Annotated in this window: 19 protein-coding genes, 2 tRNA genes and 2 pseudogenes; 8 read left to right on the top strand and 15 right to left on the bottom strand. The window is 62.2% G+C overall.

From position 1 onward, the window contains the following. Positions 1-330: 330 nt before the first annotated feature. From PE067_RS04430 to PE067_RS04415, 4 genes are all read right to left on the bottom strand, one after another. Positions 331-411 (bottom strand) — tRNA-Ala (locus PE067_RS04430). Between the two features lie 76 nt (positions 412-487). Next, positions 488-1,081, bottom strand: coding sequence for a hypothetical protein (locus tag PE067_RS04425; protein WP_276188007.1), 594 nt, complete (start codon positions 1,079-1,081; stop codon positions 488-490). Between the two features lie 149 nt (positions 1,082-1,230). Further along, positions 1,231-1,770, bottom strand: coding sequence for a phage protease (locus PE067_RS04420; protein ID WP_276188006.1), 540 nt, complete (start codon positions 1,768-1,770; stop codon positions 1,231-1,233). Continuing rightward, positions 1,688-2,719 carry a Mu-like prophage major head subunit gpT family protein gene (locus tag PE067_RS04415; RefSeq protein ID WP_276188005.1) on the bottom strand — a complete coding sequence of 344 codons (1,032 nt, stop codon included), beginning with the start codon at positions 2,717-2,719 and terminating at the stop codon, positions 1,688-1,690. Before PE067_RS04415 ends, PE067_RS04420 begins: the two co-directional genes overlap by 83 nt. A gap of 101 nt (positions 2,720-2,820) precedes the next feature. Between PE067_RS04415 and PE067_RS04410 the strand changes: the two are divergent. Next, positions 2,821-3,579: pseudogene (locus PE067_RS04410) on the top strand (IS5 family transposase). A gap of 253 nt (positions 3,580-3,832) precedes the next feature. Next, positions 3,833-3,915: transfer RNA gene (locus tag PE067_RS04405), tRNA-Ile, on the top strand. 423 nt (positions 3,916-4,338) lie between these two features. On the opposite strand, the gene PE067_RS04400 is transcribed toward PE067_RS04405, so the two are convergent. The 6 genes from PE067_RS04400 to PE067_RS04375 form a co-directional block, all read right to left on the bottom strand. Continuing rightward, on the bottom strand, positions 4,339-4,806 hold the full coding sequence (locus PE067_RS04400; protein WP_276188004.1) for a regulatory protein GemA: 468 nt from the start codon (positions 4,804-4,806) through the stop codon (positions 4,339-4,341). Positions 4,807-4,811: 5 nt separating this feature from the next. Next, positions 4,812-5,132 (bottom strand): hypothetical protein, encoded by a 321-nt coding sequence (locus tag PE067_RS04395; RefSeq protein WP_276188003.1) that lies wholly within the window; start codon positions 5,130-5,132, stop codon positions 4,812-4,814. A 97-nt stretch (positions 5,133-5,229) separates the two neighbouring features. Beyond that, positions 5,230-5,883, bottom strand: a complete 654-nt coding sequence (locus PE067_RS04390) for an ATP-binding protein (protein ID WP_276188002.1) — start codon at positions 5,881-5,883, stop codon at positions 5,230-5,232. A 79-nt stretch (positions 5,884-5,962) separates the two neighbouring features. Then, the gene (locus PE067_RS04385) at positions 5,963-6,487 is read right to left on the bottom strand and encodes a hypothetical protein (protein WP_276188001.1); all 525 of its coding nucleotides are present in this window, start codon (positions 6,485-6,487) and stop codon (positions 5,963-5,965) included. After that, a complete protein-coding gene (locus PE067_RS04380) occupies positions 6,484-7,212 on the bottom strand; it encodes a transposase domain-containing protein (RefSeq protein WP_276188000.1) in 729 nt (242 codons plus the stop codon). Before PE067_RS04380 ends, PE067_RS04385 begins: the two co-directional genes overlap by 4 nt. A gap of 72 nt (positions 7,213-7,284) precedes the next feature. Beyond that, positions 7,285-7,704 (bottom strand): hypothetical protein, encoded by a 420-nt coding sequence (locus PE067_RS04375; protein WP_276187999.1) that lies wholly within the window; start codon positions 7,702-7,704, stop codon positions 7,285-7,287. Positions 7,705-8,186: 482 nt separating this feature from the next. Between PE067_RS04375 and PE067_RS04370 the strand changes: the two genes are divergently transcribed. Further along, positions 8,187-8,714, top strand: coding sequence for a helix-turn-helix transcriptional regulator (locus PE067_RS04370; protein ID WP_276187998.1), 528 nt, complete (start codon positions 8,187-8,189; stop codon positions 8,712-8,714). A 404-nt stretch (positions 8,715-9,118) separates the two neighbouring features. Here PE067_RS04370 and PE067_RS04365 read toward each other — a convergent pair whose 3' ends face one another. Continuing rightward, the gene (locus tag PE067_RS04365; protein ID WP_276187997.1) at positions 9,119-9,682 is read right to left on the bottom strand and encodes an NYN domain-containing protein; all 564 of its coding nucleotides are present in this window, start codon (positions 9,680-9,682) and stop codon (positions 9,119-9,121) included. Positions 9,683-9,745: 63 nt separating this feature from the next. Here PE067_RS04365 and folK point away from each other — a divergent pair, with 63 nt between their 5' ends. From folK to PE067_RS04345, 4 genes and pseudogenes are all read left to right on the top strand, one after another. Further along, positions 9,746-10,288, top strand: coding sequence for a 2-amino-4-hydroxy-6-hydroxymethyldihydropteridine diphosphokinase (gene folK, locus PE067_RS04360; protein ID WP_276187996.1), 543 nt, complete (start codon positions 9,746-9,748; stop codon positions 10,286-10,288). A gap of 68 nt (positions 10,289-10,356) precedes the next feature. Beyond that, the gene (gene rpoZ / locus PE067_RS04355) at positions 10,357-10,713 is read left to right on the top strand and encodes a DNA-directed RNA polymerase subunit omega (RefSeq protein ID WP_276187995.1); all 357 of its coding nucleotides are present in this window, start codon (positions 10,357-10,359) and stop codon (positions 10,711-10,713) included. A 22-nt stretch (positions 10,714-10,735) separates the two neighbouring features. Further along, positions 10,736-12,853: pseudogene (locus PE067_RS04350) on the top strand (bifunctional (p)ppGpp synthetase/guanosine-3',5'-bis(diphosphate) 3'-pyrophosphohydrolase). A gap of 15 nt (positions 12,854-12,868) precedes the next feature. Continuing rightward, entirely contained in the window at positions 12,869-13,537 is a 669-nt protein-coding gene (locus PE067_RS04345; protein WP_276187993.1) for a DUF2062 domain-containing protein, read from the top strand. Here PE067_RS04345 and PE067_RS04340 read toward each other — a convergent pair. Continuing rightward, entirely contained in the window at positions 13,534-14,844 is a 1,311-nt protein-coding gene (locus PE067_RS04340) for an FAD-binding oxidoreductase (RefSeq protein WP_276187992.1), read from the bottom strand. The two genes, PE067_RS04345 and PE067_RS04340, sit on opposite strands and share 4 nt — an antisense overlap. Before the next feature lie 210 nt (positions 14,845-15,054). Between PE067_RS04340 and PE067_RS04335 the strand changes: the two genes are divergently transcribed. Then, positions 15,055-15,687, top strand: a complete 633-nt coding sequence (locus PE067_RS04335) for a glutathione S-transferase N-terminal domain-containing protein (protein ID WP_276187991.1) — start codon at positions 15,055-15,057, stop codon at positions 15,685-15,687. Positions 15,688-15,734: 47 nt separating this feature from the next. Here the strand turns inward: PE067_RS04335 and PE067_RS04330 are convergent, their stop codons facing one another. The 3 genes from PE067_RS04330 to PE067_RS04320 all read right to left on the bottom strand — a co-directional run bounded on the left by PE067_RS04330 (position 15,735) and on the right by PE067_RS04320 (position 17,964). Beyond that, the gene (locus tag PE067_RS04330; RefSeq protein ID WP_276187990.1) at positions 15,735-16,943 is read right to left on the bottom strand and encodes an NAD(P)/FAD-dependent oxidoreductase; all 1,209 of its coding nucleotides are present in this window, start codon (positions 16,941-16,943) and stop codon (positions 15,735-15,737) included. Between the two features lie 66 nt (positions 16,944-17,009). Then, complete coding sequence (locus tag PE067_RS04325) at positions 17,010-17,384, bottom strand: c-type cytochrome (protein WP_276187989.1); 375 nt, start codon at positions 17,382-17,384, stop codon at positions 17,010-17,012. Between the two features lie 97 nt (positions 17,385-17,481). After that, positions 17,482-17,964: a cysteine hydrolase family protein gene (locus tag PE067_RS04320; protein ID WP_276187988.1), complete on the bottom strand. Its 483-nt coding sequence runs from the start codon at positions 17,962-17,964 to the stop codon at positions 17,482-17,484. Positions 17,965-17,978 lie beyond the last annotated feature (14 nt).

The following is a 17,978-nucleotide window of genomic DNA, read 5'->3' as shown; positions in this document are numbered from 1 at the left end:
GGAATAGACAAACGATACATTCGCTGACTGCAATTACAAACGATAATTCTCTTTTGGGTTGAGCATGCGTGATGTGCCATGCCTTTTGCGATGGCAGGGGTGTCGCGATATGGGGTGATCTGGATGAGCGATACGGCCCGTTGTATCCGGGCCTTTCTATCCGGGGCATGCCGCACAAGGGGCGGTTAAATCCGATAAGGAAACCTGTGTAATGACACTTGGTTTGATCTACTGATGACACATGGTTTGCGCCTGTTTTTCGTGGGAACAAATGGGAATAGCCGATTACAGATGATTGCCGGTGCCATGGGCTGATTGGCTGGTGGATGCGGAAGCCGGGTTGGACTCGAACCAACATCAATCCGCCGCTTGCGCGGCGCATCCCCTTGCCCATCGGGGTTACACGGCTTCCGACCTGAAGGATGCAGCCTGATGACGCGCAAAGTCAACAACGGGAAGCGTCGTTGAACTCGACTTCAATCATGATTCACGTCCTCTTTCTGGCGCGGCGTTCCGCGTCGGTCCGCAGCCTTTCGCGGTTCTCGGCCTCGCGGCGCAGGTAGGTGCGGACCGCCACACCCGACACCCGCAGTTTGCGGGCGATTTGGGCGATGGGCAGGTCCTGCGGGTGGCAATTGGCGGCGCGCCATGGCTTTGCCGGGGAATGCGGCGGGGCAATGTGGCGAGGTTTGCCAGCGCCTCGACGGATCTGCGCCCGAACATCTGCGACCGGCTCGTTTGTGTCGCGAGGGTTCTCGCCGATGGAAAGCTCGGCACCACCGAAGGCGAGGATGAGGCGAATCGCGCCCCCACGCCCGAGGACCTGGACGAAAGGCGCGACCTGCGCGGTTGGGCGCGGTGCAGGCGGGCGGTTGTGTTGGCTCACGTTTCGCCCCGCTGCATTCGCTGCCACCAGCGATGAATTGCGCTGAGGGCGGTCGGGCGGGAAATGCGCGGCCACCTCGATCTCGATCCCGGCGAATGCCATACGCGCAAGCCGTGCCTCGACGAAGGCGCGCAATTCCGGGTCGAGCGCGATCTTTCCGGGTCGGCCGGGACGATGCGCCGCCACATGCTGCAACAGGGTTTCATCAGGCGTTGAACCGGCGTTTCGCGTCATGTCCGTTCTTTTGTGGTGGGTCTGCGCGCCGGTCGCGGCTCCCCGGACGGCCGGCGCGCAGGGTTTCGACGGCGCATCAGGCACACCGCCGAAGGCACGGCCCGATCCGGTCAGTCCCGAAGCGCGCGGGGTTTCAGGCCGAGTTGCGCGCAGATCGCGATTTCCTCGGCCGCGCCGCCCGCGTGGTTGCCGCGCGCAAGGTCCGGCGGGGCGGCCGATGTGGTCGCAGGCCTGAACAGATGCGCGAATGGCGGGATCGCCTTTTCGATGAACAGATCGAAACTGTCGGGTTCGGACATGCAGAGCGCCTCGGCCCAGCCCCGCATGGCGGGCGAGAGCCAGCCCCGCGCGAAAGCATCATCGACCCGCGCCCTGACATTCTGTTCACGCAAGACGGCCTGCGCCTCGTTGCGTTCGGTCAGGACCGCTTGCAGGGGCTCGGCCGGGACGAAGCGGGCCGGGTCCGGTTTGCCCGCCGCATGGCGCGCGGGACGGTCACGCTGGCCGAACTCGCGCGCAATGTGGTCGAGTTCGGCCAGCTGCGCGACCCGCGCCTGTCGCCCTGCGTCACCCTGGCCCCGCCCGCCGCGCAGCAGGTCGAGAATATCGGCCTCGCTGGCATCGGGCGACAGCCCCAGCGCCTCGGCCACGACTCTGGGCGGCAATCGTCGGCTTGTCGCCCTCACCTTCCTCGGCCAGTGCCGTCAGATGCAGCGCAGGCGAATGCACCAGCCCCGCGCCCTTGATCTTGGTGACCTTGGACCCGCCGCCATCCTTGATTTCAGTGTTCAGCAGGTGCAGCCCCGCGCTTTCCAGCTGGGGCGGAACGATCAGGACGCTGGGGCTGACGCCCAGCAAGCGCCCGCCATCGCTCTTGAAGCCCATCATTGCCGCTCGCGCGGCAGCATAGTTATCTTCGTTGAGCGGAGCTTTCGCGCCAGCGCCAGGTTGCCACAGACCGAACCCGGCATTCACACGCGCCCGAACGCCATATAGATATTCGTCGTTCAAGAACACATGGGGCGAATTCGAGTCGTCAAGCGACTGGAACTCATAATCCTCGCGCTTCTGAAAGATAATCGGGCGAACGGCGCGGCTGGTATCCAGCAGGAACCATGCCGGATCAGTGCCAGCCTGAAAATTGCTGGTCGCCTGCCGCTTTCCGTCGATTTCGACAGGATGATTGGCCGAAAAGAAGTTGGAGCCATCGAAACACGGGGTATCGAATCCGGCTTTCAGCAGTCCGAAAATCAATTCGTCGGGATGCCGTTTGGCCGAAACGCCCATTTCGGAAACAAACGGTTTGAACACGCTCAACCGATCGTCTGAAACATCATCGCGCTTGACGGAAACGGTGCTTTCGAATTTGCGGTTGGTGATGGTGAAACTGTGCGCCTTGAGGCCGTTCACCTGCCGCTGCCCGATCCATTCGCGCAATTGCGGGAACATGCCGAGCCAGCCATAGGTTTCATCCCGGCTGGCACTGGGAATCGTCATGGCGATTTTCTCCCCATGCGACGGTGCCTCAAGATAGGCTTCGGAATAGACGGTCTTGAATCCTTTGAAGGCAAGGGCGAGGGTTTCGGAACTGACGATCACGGCTGATTTCCTGATGTTTCGCGATATGGAAACTTCTAGGCTCAGGACCCATTGATTTCCGACTGGCGGCGTGATTCACGGTTCGAAAGCGAGCGGTGACCATGTCTGATCTTTTTTGGTTGACGGACGCGCAGGATGGCGCGTCTTGAGCCTTTCTTCCCCAAGTCCCACGGCAAGCCTCCGCGTCGATGATCGACGCGTGTTAAGCGGGATTATCTTCATCGATCGCAATGGCTTACGGCAGGCGATGCCCCGGCAGCCTATGGCCCGCACAAGACACTATACAACCGTTGGAAGCGGTGGGCGACAAGGGCATCTTTGCCCAAATGATGGCGGGTCTGGCGGCCGGGCACGGCGAAGAAGACCGTGATGATCGACGCCACTTACCTGAAGGCCCACCGCACCGCGACCAGCATGGGCGTGAAAAAGGGGGGCGTGGGCGCCTGATTGGTCGCACCAAGGGCGGCATGAACACCAAGTTGCACGCCATCTGCGACAGCCAGGGCGCCCCTCAACCTGTTCGTCACTGCCGGACAGGTCAGCGATTACATCGGCGCGCGGGCATTGCTGAGCAGCCTGCCGGATGTCGATTGTGCTGCTCGGGGATCGCGGCTATGACGCCGACTGGTTCAGAGAAGCGTTGAAAGGCAACAGGGATACGCGCCTGCATCCCAGAGCCGGAAGCAGCGGAAGAAAACCGTCAAGTACGACAAGCGCCGGTACAAACGGCGCAACCGGATCGAGATCATGTTCGGCAGGCCTGCAAGGATTGGAGGCGTGCGGCGACCCGGTACGACCGTTGCCCCAAGGTATTCTTGTCAGCAATCGCACTTGCTGCCCTCGTCATCTACTGGCTTTGAAACTCAATGAGTCCAGACCCTAGGAAAAGCCGGGATGCGGCCATAACCTCAACGGCCTGCGCATACCCTTGAGGGGAAAGGTGCCGCACCATCTGACTGGAATCGAACCAGCACTTGTCCGCCCTTTCGGGAAGCCCCCCCTTTTCAACCGGGGTCCAGAGCACGGCGGAACAAATATCTGCGGTCGCGGAGCTTTGGTCAAGGTTCAGCTGCGGCTTGATCACGGCCCGCCCGATGGATATCATGATCACGGGTGCCGGTGGCCTGACCGGAAAAGGTAATTCGCCTGCACTTTGATGCAGGGAATCGATGTTGGTTCGACTCCAGCCCGGTGCCCGCCTGCCTCTCGGCCAGCCAATCCGTTTAAAAGACCTGCTGGCGAACCATAAGAAGGTTGAGACGGGGCGTTGCTGCCATTAGGCTCCGGCTGCGGATGGCGACCATGGAAATTTCAGAATCCATGATGCCGCGCCGATCAGGCGTGCTAAAGCAGCTACGAGGGTTCTCTGCCCTCCTGCCATTCCTGCACTTCGTCCTTCGCTGTGTGGGCCCATTTTTCCGGGCAGAATGGCCCATGCGGCCAGAGGCAGGATCACGGATGCCCCATTGAAGCCTTCTCCTCAAAAATTAAACAGGGTTCGCGCCTTTCAGGTGTCAGGGTGGCAGAGAGACGAACAGGCCGCTCTACGGCGAAAAATCGGGGGTATGGCGAGCGGCGGCACCTTGCGGCACCGCCCCTGTTCTGACGTGCAGGCCGGATCAGGCGGCGCGGTTCTTCCAGGCCTTGAGCGCCGTGATCGCCTTCGGCGCGGTGGCGGCCGGCAGGAAGCGCAGCGACGACACCTTGAAGAACTTGCGCAGCCAGCCGTTCAAGGCGCCTTCGTCCAGGTCGCGGGCGTGATGGACCTCCAACCAGAGCGAACGGATGAATTCGACCTGGGCGGGCGAGGCGAAGCCGGGGCGATTGCCATAGGATGCGCCGGCCGCGACGGTGGGCTTGAAACCACAGTGATCGAAGAAGCCCATCACCGCGTCGAACCCGTTTTGCGTCAGGTCGTTCGACGCGGTGACCCCGGCAATCTTGACCAGAACAAGCCGATAGGTCTCATCGTCCAGGCCGAGCTTGCCCTTGGCAACGTGCAGGATCGCCGTTTGCCGTTGCTGATCATGCTGGTTCCCCCATCTGCTTATGCAGTTCGGTGTTGAGCTTGAGCAGTTCCTCACCATCTTTCTTAAACGCTTCCTTCATGGCTCGCGCCAGTAATTGCGGTCAGTGCAATCATGGTGTTGTCGTCGATATGACCCATCGAAGTCGTGACCTCTGATATATTCCATAAGCGTCTGCAGCAATGATGCAAAAGATAGGGAATATTACCCGTTGCGGATATCAACGCGGCCGCCTGTTCAGCGCTGATCATAAGCGTGACAGATTCCGCCCTTTCGGCTTGCTCGGCCTTCATTTGTGCGGTCGTTTTGCCGGGAATATAAAATGCCCGGCCTTCAGAAGCCATTTTCAGCTTCCATTCATGATCAGTGAGATGTTCGTCCGTCATTCCGTGTTTCCTTCCCCAGTAAACGGGCCCATTTCCATCAGGGCGGCAGGCAGAAGTTCCTCGCTAAAGCAACCGGCATCGGAGCCGGTGCGTGTGATCAGAACGCAGTATTCACGGTGCGCAGACCACCTTTCACCAGGGCAGCACGATGCAGCATAGTGAAGGAATCCTTGCGCTGGACGCCAAACGCCTGCGCAAGGTCGCGCACATCGCTTTCCGTAACCTCTTCGACGATCACCGCCCGCAGCATGCGGCTTTGCAGTTGCGGCATCTCGTCGAGCATGCGGGCAAGGCGCAGATCACCGGCAAGCAGGAGGTCCGTCCGGCTTTCCTCACACAGAATGCGAAGCCAATCTGCCCCTTCCTTCGTCAGGTGCTGGGCCTCATCAACCATCAGCCAGATGCCCGCATGTTGCAGGAAACGGCCGATTTCGCGGCGAAGCGTGGCGATGGTGCTGCCCTTCGGCCTGATGCCGAGGCCGAGCTTGTCCACGACGATTTCTGCCACACCGAAGGCACCACCTTCGCCGGGCGCTATCGAAATCAGCCGTGCATCCGGGTCCGATTTCGCCAGCATTTCCAGCGTCGTAGATTTCCCGCAGCCGGGCACACCGCAAACCATCGTCATGGCCGGGCGAGGCTGCGCCCGGATCATGTCTACCGAAAGCAGGATGTTATTCGCCGTGCTGGTGCGCACGAAGTCAGGCGCATCAGGCAGCGAAGGCTTGGCAAGTTTCACATGTTCTGCCATCTTTCTCTCCGTTCTGGACGGGTTTCACCCGCCGGTTTGGGCGTGAGGGGCAGCGACCAAACTTCCCCCTCACGCCGCTTCATCCCGCCGCCTTTGCAGCAGCGAGGTTTCTTTCAAGATTGGCCCGAAGCTTTGCCTGCAACGGATGCAGGTCTTTCGGCCCATCAAGCGGCTTATCCGAAAATGGGTTGCGAGTATCGAGAGCGACCACGGTGGGCTTGGTGGGTAGCGGCGCGGATGCTTCCGCCTCCATAACTGCCTGCCGCAGCTCGGCAACTCTGCGGTTGGTATCGGCAACTTTGTGCTTCGCAACCAGGTTCTTGACCCGGCGTTCTTCGGCTACAGCCCTGCGCAGGCCCGCCGCATCCCCGTGTCGCGTGGCTTCATAGATCGGCAGGCGCTCCAGCAGCAGCCCGCGCTGCGCCTCATCTTCCCAATGGCGCACCGTGGCCGGCGCGTTGAAAGCGCTGGGGTCGATACCAACCAAGACCTTCTTGCCGACATGCTTCAGCGTGGCGTCTTGTGTCGAGATATCCCCGAACAAGCCGATTTTCGGGAACCTGACGCGCCCATCACCCATAACGGTGCGGCGATACCACTTCATACGGACAGATCGGCTTTGCAGCGGGGGACGGCCCGCGAAATCCGGCCTTCCGACAGCCGCACGAACGCATAGTTCCGGCATTCGCCCGGCATCAGACCTTGTGCGCGGCTATCGGTCCGGGCGTTAAAATCACGGATAGCCTTTGCCATGAACCGCTCGAACAGTTCGATATCGACAGGCACCGGATCCGGATTCGGCGTATCGCTCGGCCCGGAACGCTGCGCCTGATGGAACACTGGATCGTTGTCGAACCGCCGCAAAACCGAGAAGATACTTTCCGACAGCTTCGAGCGCGCCTTGTTCGGCCCCGCGTTCTTGAGTTCGATCCCGAGGAGTTTCAGGACACCCGGCACTTCCCAATCAGGTGAGCGCGTTTCCTTGCGCTGGATCAAAGGCTTGAGACCACCCATCATCCTCTTGCCGTTGATGGCCGAGCCGTTATCGGTATAAACTAGATCGGGAATGTCGTTCTCGTCGCACATCCGGATGGTGGCTTCGGCGACAGCTTCCTCATTCTCGGAATCCGAGATGGCATAGCCGACGATGCGCGAAGATGCGCGGTCTGTATAGACGATCACCCACGGGCAACCGATCTTCCCATCCCGGAAACGGACCTTGACCTTGAACTCCCGCCCGTCCAGTTCGACCTGTTGCATGGCGCACATGTCCTCAACGGTGCGCGGCTGATACTGGATCAGGGATTTCGCTGCCTTGTCCTCGCCCATGCGCAGAGCACGCTTGCGAACCTCGTCCTGGCGTTCCCAATGTCGCATCACAGTGCGATAGCAGGGCCACGCCTACCCGCGCGCGACCTTTTGTTCCTCGATCCGCCGCCATGCCTCTTTCAGAGGCCAACCGGTGCCGTTCTTACCGGCAAGATAAAGCAGCGTTTCAAACTCGGCCCAGGCCTCGGGCGAAATCTCTGCGGTGACGGTGCGGCCCCGATACTCCGGTGCCAGAGCCGGTGCCCAGTTCACGGTATCCACACCCGCGATCAGCGCACTCCAACGGCGTTTGGTCGCATGTGACGGGGCGAGAACGGCAGAGCCATCTTTCACCGCCGCCTTCAGCAGGGCAGAAATGTGCCCCCATTTCAGGCCCGCCGCCTCATGCTTCGCGATGAACATCATGGTTTCCGCGCGGGCATAGGCCGTGTTCTGAACCGTCACGGGCTTCGCAGCCAGTGCCAGATGTGCGGCATCGTCCCGGACGCCCATCGGCAGGCCCATCTTCTCCGCGCGGTGGGCGAGAAATGCAAGGCGCTCGGGTTCGGGAAGGTCGGAACGTGCGATTGCGTCTCGCAGCCCAGCGTTACCCTTGATCCGATGGGTGGAAACGTGGTGGCGGCAGAGCCAACTTACCGCGCTGGCACGATGCGACGGGATATCGCCAGTTCCCAGCAGCAAACGCACAGGGATCAACATGCCTGAGACACACCTGCGGCTTCATGCAACAAGGCAATCAAGCGGTCGGCCTTTGGGCCACGCCACTTGCCGGAAATCGCCTTGTATACATTGGATGTGTCTATGCCGTTGCTTCGGCACCATGCGTTGAGGGAAGTCCCCAGAGACACGAAACCTGCCCGGATCGCGCTTAGACGATGACAGTACCCGGATCTATCAGCTACGATCATCATAGGATTTTATACGTTGATATTCGTATAGATTGCCATGATATTGGTAATTGACAAGGTGAAAAGATGAGTGCCGACACAATTGCGGCCAGGCTGCGGCAGGTTAAGGACCAAAACGGCTGGACCGCTGCGGAGATGGCGACGATGATTGGCATCTCCCGCCGCACCTTAGAAAGCTACATGCGTCGCGAGAACGCACCACTGCCGGGGGTTGAGGCGCTAAAGCAGATAGCCCTTGGTCTTAGGGTTTCTCTGGATTGGTTGGTGCTCGGTGACGTCGATGCGGCGTTGGGCGGCGTTTTGCTTGTGCGTCTTGCCGCTGAACGTGCGGCACTCTCCACACTAAAGAACCTCATTGAGATGCAGCAGCACGACGAGCTGATACCTCAGCCAGAATACTTGGCGCAGGAAATCGGGGCTCATGCCGCCGGGCTTGCTGAGACTATCGTCAGCAGCGGCCTGACCATGGCGCAGATTGCGGCATTCATCCAAAGATCAGACGAAGACATGCAGAAATCGATGCGAAAGAAAATTGATGAGATGAAGGTTCAGATTGCAGATCTGGAGAGAGCCCATCCCGAGTTGAAGAGGTGAACGGTGGTCGGTTTTCTCCGATCACCACAATTTTCCATCTATTGATTTCATTGAATGATTTTTGACGGCATACATACTGCAGGTGACGTTTTCGCCCCAACTTGGCTGAAATGTATCAAACCATGCGTCACGGCAACCTCGTAACCCATTGAAAAATATAGACCGCAAAAACGATGATCGCTCAAACCAAGTGTCACCGCTCAAAACCGCAGGTCGCCGCCCCTGCATCACAGACGGGCAGATGTCCGTGATGCCGAAAGAACCATTCAGAAGCCCGCAGGTCTTGCGACAAAAGATCGCGACCGTGTTTGACGAAACGCCGGATGCCGGAATTGGTGCATCCTGCACCCCTGGCCGCATAGTCAATCTCTGCGCCGGCCGGCCCGGCATGGCGCCCGGCCGGATTACGACGCGCGGTTGGTTTCGGCTGGCGACTGATCGCGCGGCGGATGGCCGATGGTTTCGCGCAGGGCGTCCAGTTCGATGAAGTTATCCGCCTGACGACGCAACTCGTCGGCGATCATCGGTGGCTGGCTGCGCGTCGTCGAGACGATGGACACCCGCACGCCCTGACGTTGCAGCGCCTCGACCAGCGGGCGGAAATCGCCGTCCCCGGAAAACAGCACGGCATGATCCATGCGCGGCGCCAGTTCCATCGCGGTCACAGTCAGTTCGATATCCATGTTGCCCTTGATCTTGCGCCGCCCCAGACCGTCGGTATATTCGCGGGCGGGCTTGGTGATCATCGAATAGCCGTTGTAATGCAGCCAGTCGACCAGGGGGCGAATGGGTGAATAATCGTCATTTTCCAGCAGCGCCGTATAATAATAGGCGCGGATCAGTTTGCCCCGCCGCTCGAACTCCTGACGAAGCAGTTTATAGTCGATATCGAACCCGAGCGACTTGGCTGCAGCGTAAAGATTGGAACCGTCGATGAACAAAGCCAAGCGGTCGTCTTTGCAGAACACAACTTCCTCCAGAAAAACTTGGAATGGAAAAACAAACTCAGAGTCTAGGGCTGGTTGCATTGGGTGCAAACCTGCCAACTTGGGCAGGTATTCCTTCGGACAGCTTGCGCGCGGCCTTTGCGGCTTCTGGCCGTTGAAAACATTGAGATAATTTCGGTCAGCCGGTTCTGGAAAACACCGGCTTTCCCGATCGGCAGCGGGCCGGATTACGTCAATGCGGCGGCTTGCGTGAAAACCGCGCTGACGCCCGAGGCGCTTTTGGAACGCCTGCACCGGATCGAGGCCGAACTGGGCCGCATCCGCGACGGCGGGCGCTGGCAGGCGTGGCCGATTGATCTGGACCTGCTGGCCTATGGCGATCTGGTCCGGCCCGATGCGGCGGGACAGACGCTGTGGCGCGAACTGGCCCCCGAACGGCAGTCGGTCGAGGCGCCGGACCGTCTGATCCTGCCCCATCCGCGGATGCAGGACCGGGCCTTCGTGCTGGTCCCTCTGGCCGAAATCGCGCCCGGCTGGCGTCATCCGCTGACCGGCGAGACCGTCACCCGGATGAGATGCGCCTTGCCACCCCGCGCCTTCGAGGGGATGGGACTGGCAGAGCCTTGACATTCATGTCCTGGATGCGCATTTATGCTGCTTCTCTTTTCATGCCGAATCGCAATCAAAGGTGACTGATGGCCCGCGTTACTGTCGAAGACGTCGTTGACAAGGTTCCGAACCGCTTTGATGTCGTTCTGCTTGCCTCGCATCGCGCCCGTGAAATCGCTGCCGGCAGCACGCTGACGGTTGATCGCGACAATGACAAGAACCCGGTCGTCGCGCTGCGCGAAATCGCCGACGAAACCCAATCCGTCGATGACCTGCGTGAGCGGATGATCGAATCGACCCAGACCCAGATCGAAGTCGACGAACCCGAAGAGGACGCGATGGCGCTGCTTCTGGGTGCCGAAATCGACCGTCCGAAACCGGCTGACGAAGAAACCGAGGAACGGATGCTGCGCATGATGCTGGAAGCGCAGGGCAGGGATTGAGTTTCAGGGTCTTCGGCTGGACATGATTGACGTCGAAGACCTCCTTGCATTGATTCCGCAATTACAATCCGCGCACGAATGCGGATCTGATCCGCGACCGCCTATGAATCGCAGGCGTCGCATGCATGAAGGCCAGTTCCGCCATTCGGGCGAGCCTTATTTTACCCATCCCGTCGCCGTCGCCGCCATTCTGACCGAAATGCAGCTGGACGATGCGACGCTGATCACCGCGCTGCTGCACGACACCATCGAAGACACCCGTTCCACCTGGGACGAAGTGTCGCGCATGTTCGGGCGCGAGGTCGCGGATCTGGTCGATGGCGTGACCAAGCTGACCAATCTGCAACTGTCCGGGGTTCATTCCAAACAGGCCGAAAACTTTCGCAAGCTGTTCATGGCCATGTCGCGCGACCTGCGCGTGATTCTGGTCAAGCTGGCCGACCGTCTGCACAATATGCGCACGATCAAGTCGATGAAGCCGGAAAAGCAGCTGCAGAAGGCCCGCGAAACCATGGATATCTATGCCCCTCTGGCCGGGCGCATGGGTATGCAGTGGATGCGCGAGGAACTGGAGGATCTGGCCTTCAAGGTCATCAACCCCGAGGCGCGCAATTCGATCATCCGCCGTTTCGTGACGCTGCAGCGCGAAACCGGCGATGTCATTCCGAAAATCACCGCCGATATCCGCACCGTTCTGGAAGCCGAATCGATCGAGGCCAATGTCTATGGCCGCGCGAAAAAGCCGTTCTCGATCTGGCGCAAGATGCAGGAAAAGCAGCTGTCCTTTTCGCGGCTGTCCGACATTTACGGCTTTCGCATCATCACCCGCAACGAGGCCGACTGTTACCGCGCGCTTGGCTGTATCCACCAGCGCTGGCGGGCCGTGCCGGGGCGGTTCTGGGATTACATCAGCCAGCCGAAATCGAACGGCTACCGTTCGATCCACACCACCGTTTCGGGCCGCGACGGCACGCGGGTCGAGGTGCAGATCCGCACCCGCCAGATGCACGAGGTCGCCGAATCGGGCGTGGCCGCGCATTGGGCCTATCGCGACGGCGCCTGCACCCAGAACCCTTTTGCCGTCGATCCGGGCGAATGGATCGCCAGCCTGACCGAGCGTTTCGGCGAAGAAGACCATGACGAGTTTCTGGAACACGTCAAACTGGAAATGTATTCCGATCAGGTCTTTTGCTTTACGCCCAAGGGCGATGTGATCCAGCTGCCCAAGGGCGCGACACCGATTGATTTCGCCTATGCGATCCACACGCGGCTTGGCCATTCCTGCGTCGGCGCCAAGATCGACGGCATCCGCGTGCCTTTGTGGACGCGGCTGAAAAACGGGCAGTCGATCGATATCATCTCTGCCTCGGGGCAGCGGCCGCAGGCGACATGGCTGGATATCGTCGTGACCGGTCGGGCCAAGGCCGCGATCCGCAAATCCCTGCGCGACGAGGACCGCGACCGTTTCATCCGCCTGGGTTCGGAACTGGTGCGCGTCGCCTTTGAACATGTCGGGCGGCGCGTCACCGACAAGGCGCTGCGCACCGCCGCGCGCACCATGGCGCTGCCCGATACCTCCGAACTGCTGGCCCGCATCGGCAGCGCGGAAATCGCGGCGCAGGACGTGTTGCGCACGCTTTACTCCGAACTCGCCTCGGCCCAAAGCGAGGTGGACGCGAAACGCGCCGTCGCCGGGCTGGAGGCCGATCAGGAATTTACCCGCGCGCCCTGCTGCAACCCCTTGCCGGGTGAGCGCATCGTCGGCATCACCTATCGCGGCAAGGGCGTCGTGATCCATGCCATCGACTGCCCGGTTCTGGCCGAATTCGAAGACAGCCCGCAGCGTTGGGTCGATCTGCACTGGCGCGAGGGGCGCCATCCCGCCGCCTACTCCACAAATCTGTCACTGACCATCCGGCATGATGCCGGTGTTCTGGGGCGAATATGCACCTTGATCGGCCAGCAGGGAGCCAATATCTCTGATCTGGAATTCGTTGACCGGAAACCCGATTTCTACCGGTTGCGGATCCAGGTTGAACTGCGCGACCGCGAGCACCTGCATATGCTTTTGACCGCGCTGGAGGCGGAAAGCGATGTGGCGCAGGTCGCCCGTATCCGGGATGCCTCTGCGCGTCCCTAGAAAAGGGACGACACCGTGTTCAAGCGCCGCAACCCGCGGACCTATGGCCAGCTTGCCACCGAAATGTTCTATCCGCGCGGCGGCTGGAAACGGGCAACGCAATATGTCCTGCACCGCATGCGCCGGCTGCCCGACCCGCCTAGCCGGATCGGACGCGGCTTTGCCTGCGGGATCTTCATTTCCTTTACGCCGTTTTTCGGGCTTCACTTTCTGGGCGCGGCGCTGTGCGCATGGATCATCCGGGGCAATATTCTGGCCGCGCTTCTGGGGACCTTCGTCGGCAATGCGCTGACCACGCCCTTCATGGCGATGGCTTCGCTGACCACGGGGCGGTGGCTTCTGGGGACCGAGGGCACGATTTCGATCAAGACCCTGCCCGGCGAATTCGCCCGCGCCGGGGGCGAGCTTTGGAACAATTTCCTGGCGGTCTTTACCGAACGCGACATGCATTGGGCGCATCTGCACGGGTTTTACGAACAGATCTTTTTGCCCTATGCGGTCGGCAGCATCATTCCGGGCGTGATCGCCGGGGCGATCGGGCATTACCTGACCGTGCCCCTGATCAAGGCCTATCACCGCCGCCGCGAAAAGAAGATGGCCGACCGTATCGCCGCGCTGCGCGAACTCAAGACCAAGGCGTCAGAGACACCGACAACGCCCGCCGCCGACACGCAGGGCAGCTAGAAACCCAGCCTGTCGCGCAGCGCGAACCATGTCATCCCCGCGACCAGCAGCGGCTGGCGCAACAGCGCGCCGCCGGGGAAGGGGGGCGGGGTCAGCCGGGCCATGACGTCGAATTCGCCCGCCTGTCCCGTCACTGCCCGCGCCATGATCCGCTCGGCCAGCGTCGCCAGTGCGACGCCATGTCCCGAATAGCCGCTGATCGACAGGCAATTCGGCGCGGGCCGCATGACGCAGGGCATCCGCGTCCGGGTGATCGCCAGCGATCCGCCCCAGGCATGGGTCAGCGCGACATCGGCAAGGCCGGGATAGATCTGCAGCAGCGGCTTGCGGACCTTGGCCGCGATATCTGTGGGGAAACGATAGCTCAGCGTCTCGCCCCCGCCAAAGATCAGCCGCTGGTCGGGCGACAGACGCCAGTAATTCACCACGAATTTCGTGTCATGGACGGCAATGTCGCGGGTCAGTACCTGCGTCACGCGGTCGCCCAGGGGTTCAGTCGCGACGATGTAATTGTTGATCGGCATGACGCGGGCCGCGACCTTGCCGTCCAGCCGGTCCAGATAGGCATTGGCGGCCAGAATGACATGGTTGCAGCGCAGCACGCCGCTGTCGGTGGTCAGGACCGACAGCCCGCCCGCCGTCTGCGCATGGTGGATGCGCAGGACGGCGCTGTTTTCATGGATGGTGGCGCCCGCGTCACGGGCCAGCCGCGCCATGCCGATCGCAAGGTTCAGCGGATGCAGATGGCCCGCGCCCATGTCCAGCTCTCCGCCGACATAGCGGTCCGAGGGCAGGATGGCGCGGAAATCCTGCTGCCCAAGGGCCGTGATCCGGTCATAGCCGTAGTTGCGCGCCAGCCGGTCGATATTGCGCCGGGCATGGTCGAATTCGCGCGCCGTGGCAAAGGCATGGGCGACACCGTCGTGAAGGGGCACGCCGCTGCGCGCGGCAATGTCGCGGACCAGAACCTTGGCGTCCTCGGCCAGATCCCAAAGCTGGCGGGCGGTGTCCGGCCCGGCCATGCGTTCCAGATCATCGACCTCCAGCCGCTGGCCCGAACCGACCTGCCCGCCATTGCGCCCGGATGCGCCAAAGCCCACGCGATGCGCCTCCAGCAGGGTGACGCTCAGCCCCGCCTGCGCCAGATGCAGCGCGGCGGAAAGCCCGGTATAGCCGCCGCCGACAATCGCGACATCGGCGCGCGCCTCGCCTTGCAAGGCGGAAAAGGGTGCCAGCGGATCGCGTGTTCCCGCGTAAAGGCTGGGGGGGTATTCGCCTTTGCGATCATTGACATACAGCAGGTTCATCCAGATCCGTCCGGCCTTTGTGTGCTGGCTTTTCGCGGGGGCTGGCCCGTCGCGATTCCCGCTGCTGATAGCACCGCGGGCGCCCCGGTGTCACGGGGCACGGGGCGCGGGGCGCGGGGCGCGGCGGAAACCGTCACGGCGCTGCCTGCGTTGGAAAAGTCACCCTGCGGGTCTATAGGATATGCCACCGGACCCCAAAAGGAGCCCCTGATGACCACCCTGTTCTATTCGCCCGGCGCCTGTTCGCTGGCGCCCCATATCGTTCTGGAATGGATCGGCCAGCCCTATGTCGCCCATCGCGTCAAATACGGATCCGAGGAACTGCTGGCGGTCAATCCGACCGGCGCCGTGCCCGTGCTGCGCGAGGATGATGGCTGGATCCTGACCCAGGCCTCGGCGATTCTGGACTATCTGGCGCAAAAGCACCCCGAGGCGGGCCTGGGCGGCAATGGCGACCCGCGCCACGCGGCGGAATTGCACAAATGGACCGCCTTTCTGACCAGCGACCTGCATGCCGCCTATTGGCCGTTCTTCATGACCGACCGTTTCACCACCGATACGGACAAGGCGGCGCGTGATGCCGTGGTCGAGGCGGCGCGGCTGATGATCGCGAAAAAGCTGACCATCCTTGACGAGCACATGCAGGGCCGCGACTGGATGGTGGGCGACGGCAAGGGCCGGCGCAGCATCGCGGATGCCTATATCTTCCCGATGATCCGTTGGGCCAGAGCGGTTTTTCCCGACGATCTGGCGCGCTGGCCGAACCTGAACGCCCTGCGCGACCGCATCGGCGCGGATGAGGCGGTCCGGCGCGTGCTGGCGGATGAGGCGAGCAAGGGCTGACCTGCCTTCCGGGGGTGTCAGGCCCCCAGATATCCCTTCCGGGGGCGTCAGGCCCCCCAGATATCCGCCGTGATCGCGGCATACCAGCCCGCGCCATGGCGCGCCTCGGCCGCGCGGAAATCGGGACCGGCGTCGATCGGGCTGACCCCGCCCGAATCCGGCGCCTCGACCACGCGGTCGTCTTCGGCGCGATAGACCCCCGCGACGGAAATCCCGTAATCCGGGCCGATCAGGCTGTAGCAGGTATTGGCAAACACCGCCCCGGGCGCATCCCGCCCGGCCAGATCGGCGGCAATCGCGGCGGCGGCGACCTTGCCCTGCGCGCTGGCGCAAAAGCCCGATTTCGGCATCGGGCTGGCGATGGTCGCGTCGCCGACGACATGGACATGATCCACCAGCCGCGCGGCAAAGCTGGCGGCATGGACCGGCACCCATCCCGTCCGGTCGACCACGCCCGCGCGTTCGGCGATCAGCCCGGCCTTTTGTGGCGGGATGACGTTCAGCACATCGGCCTTGTGGATCTGACCAAAGGTGGTTTCGACCTGCAGCGCCTGCGCATCGACGCGCAGCACCTGCCCGTCATCGGCCAGCCCGATCCATTCGATCATGTCGCCGTAAAGCGCCTGCCAGCCCTGCTGGAACAGGGCCTGTTTCGAAAACGCATCCTTGGCATCCAGCAGCAGGATTTTCGCGCGGGGTTTGTGGGTCTTGAAATAATGCGCGACCATGCTGGCGCGTTCATAGGGGCCGGGCGGGCAGCGAAAGGGGTTTTCGGGGATGACCATGACAAAACTGCCGCCATCCGGCATCGCCTGCATCTGGCGGCGCAAAAGCCGGGTTTGCGGCCCGGCCTTCCATGCGTGGGGGGCGATTTCGGCGGCCTGTTGGTCATAGCCTTGCAGCGCGTTCCAGCGCATGTCGATACCGGGCGACAGGACCAGCCGGTCCCAGTCCAGCAGCGCGCCACCGGCCAGCGTCACCCTGCGTGCGGCGCTGTCGATATCTTTGGCGTGGTCGTGGATCACCTGAATTCCCGCCCGGCGCAGCCCGTCGAAGCCGTGGCCGATGCTGTCCCAATCGCGCAGGCCCCCCAGATACAGGTTGGAAAAGGGACAGGTCTGGAACCGCAGCGCAGGCTCGATCAGGGTCACGCGCAGATCAGGGTTGGCGCGGCGCAGGGCGCGGGCGGCGCTTGCCCCGCCAAAGCCGCCGCCGATCACCACGACATGGGCCGATGCGGCATTGGCGCGGGTCAATGCGGGCAGGGCCAGCGTCGCGGCGGCAGAGGTCAGGACATGACGGCGGGTCAGGGTGGTGGCGGCTCATTCCGGTGCCTCCGCTTGCGCGGAGCCCGCGAAATAGGCGGCAAGCTGGTCGATTTCCGCCGGAGAATAGCCCCGCATCAGGCGCGGCATGACGGTGGCCTGCGCATCGCTGGCACCGTCACGAAAGCCCAGCATCCTTTCGCGCAATTCCGCCGCGCTACGCCCCGCGATGGAGGGGATCTCACCTGGCGACACCCCGTCCGGCCTGTGGCAACTGGCGCAGGGCCCGGCCAGAACGGCGATGTCGGGATCGTCTGGCGGCGCGGCGCCTGCCTGCCCTGTGATTGCCTGTCCCGCGATCACGGATGTTCCGGTCGATGTCAGGATCAGCGCGGCGATACCGGCCGCGTTCCGCCCGTTTTTCCCGATCATCTGGCTGCGCCCCGGCTTGCGGCTGGTGATGGCGCCAGAATGGCAGCGCCTGCCCCATGCCGCAAGCGGCGCGCGGGGCGGGCGGCACGAAAGGCGCTTATTGGGACAGATATTCCCCGGTCGAGATGACATTGGCGTAGGCGAATGCCAGCGCGGCCATCATCGCGGTGTGAACATCCCCTGCCGCGACCGTCTTGCCGTCAAAGGCAAGATCGCAGGTGGCGCAGGCGTCATGGATGACGGTGGTGGCAAAGCCGCTGTCGGCGCTGGCGCGGGTGGTGGCGTCGATGCACATATGGCTCATGGCGCCGATGACGACGACATCGCTGACGCCCCGGTCGCGCAGCATCTGGTCCAGTCCGGTGCCGTGGAAGGAACTGGGGTGGTGCTTGGTCACGACGGTTTCGCCGTCTTGCGGCGCGACGGTGGTGCTGATCTGCGCACCGTCCGACCCGGCGATGAAAAACGGCGCGTCGGGCGACTGGAATTCGTGGCGGACGTGGATGACCTGATCGCCATTGGCGCGGGCGTGGTCGATGACGCTGGCGGCATTCGCGGCGGCCGTGTCATTACCGACCAAGGGTTCTTGCCGCC

The sequence above is a fragment of the Paracoccus sp. DMF-8 genome, assembly GCF_029309835.1.
GTDB lineage: Bacteria > Pseudomonadota > Alphaproteobacteria > Rhodobacterales > Rhodobacteraceae > Paracoccus.
The sequence above is the reverse complement of the archived record's forward strand: the minus strand, read 5'-3'. Positions and strand labels throughout refer to the sequence as shown.

What these genes read in the sequence shown, in the direction of transcription:
- rpoZ (WP_276187995.1), top strand. Translation starts at nt 10,357, where the DNA reads ATGGCCCGCGTTACTGTCGAAGACGTCGTTGACAAGGTTCCGAACCGC.
- PE067_RS04400 (WP_276188004.1), bottom strand. Translation starts at nt 4,806, where the DNA reads ATGGTGAGGAACTGCTCAAGCTCAACACCGAACTGCATAAGCAGATGG.
- PE067_RS04390 (WP_276188002.1), bottom strand. Translation starts at nt 5,883, where the DNA reads ATGGCAGAACATGTGAAACTTGCCAAGCCTTCGCTGCCTGATGCGCCT.
- PE067_RS04335 (WP_276187991.1), top strand. Translation starts at nt 15,055, where the DNA reads ATGACCACCCTGTTCTATTCGCCCGGCGCCTGTTCGCTGGCGCCCCAT.
- PE067_RS04380 (WP_276188000.1), bottom strand. Translation starts at nt 7,212, where the DNA reads ATGGGCGAGGACAAGGCAGCGAAATCCCTGATCCAGTATCAGCCGCGC.
- PE067_RS04340 (WP_276187992.1), bottom strand. Translation starts at nt 14,844, where the DNA reads ATGAACCTGCTGTATGTCAATGATCGCAAAGGCGAATACCCCCCCAGC.
- PE067_RS04395 (WP_276188003.1), bottom strand. Translation starts at nt 5,132, where the DNA reads ATGACGGACGAACATCTCACTGATCATGAATGGAAGCTGAAAATGGCT.
- PE067_RS04385 (WP_276188001.1), bottom strand. Translation starts at nt 6,487, where the DNA reads ATGAAGTGGTATCGCCGCACCGTTATGGGTGATGGGCGCGTCAGGTTC.
- PE067_RS04325 (WP_276187989.1), bottom strand. Translation starts at nt 17,384, where the DNA reads ATGATCGGGAAAAACGGGCGGAACGCGGCCGGTATCGCCGCGCTGATC.
- PE067_RS04375 (WP_276187999.1), bottom strand. Translation starts at nt 7,704, where the DNA reads ATGGGCGTCCGGGACGATGCCGCACATCTGGCACTGGCTGCGAAGCCC.
- PE067_RS04370 (WP_276187998.1), top strand. Translation starts at nt 8,187, where the DNA reads ATGAGTGCCGACACAATTGCGGCCAGGCTGCGGCAGGTTAAGGACCAA.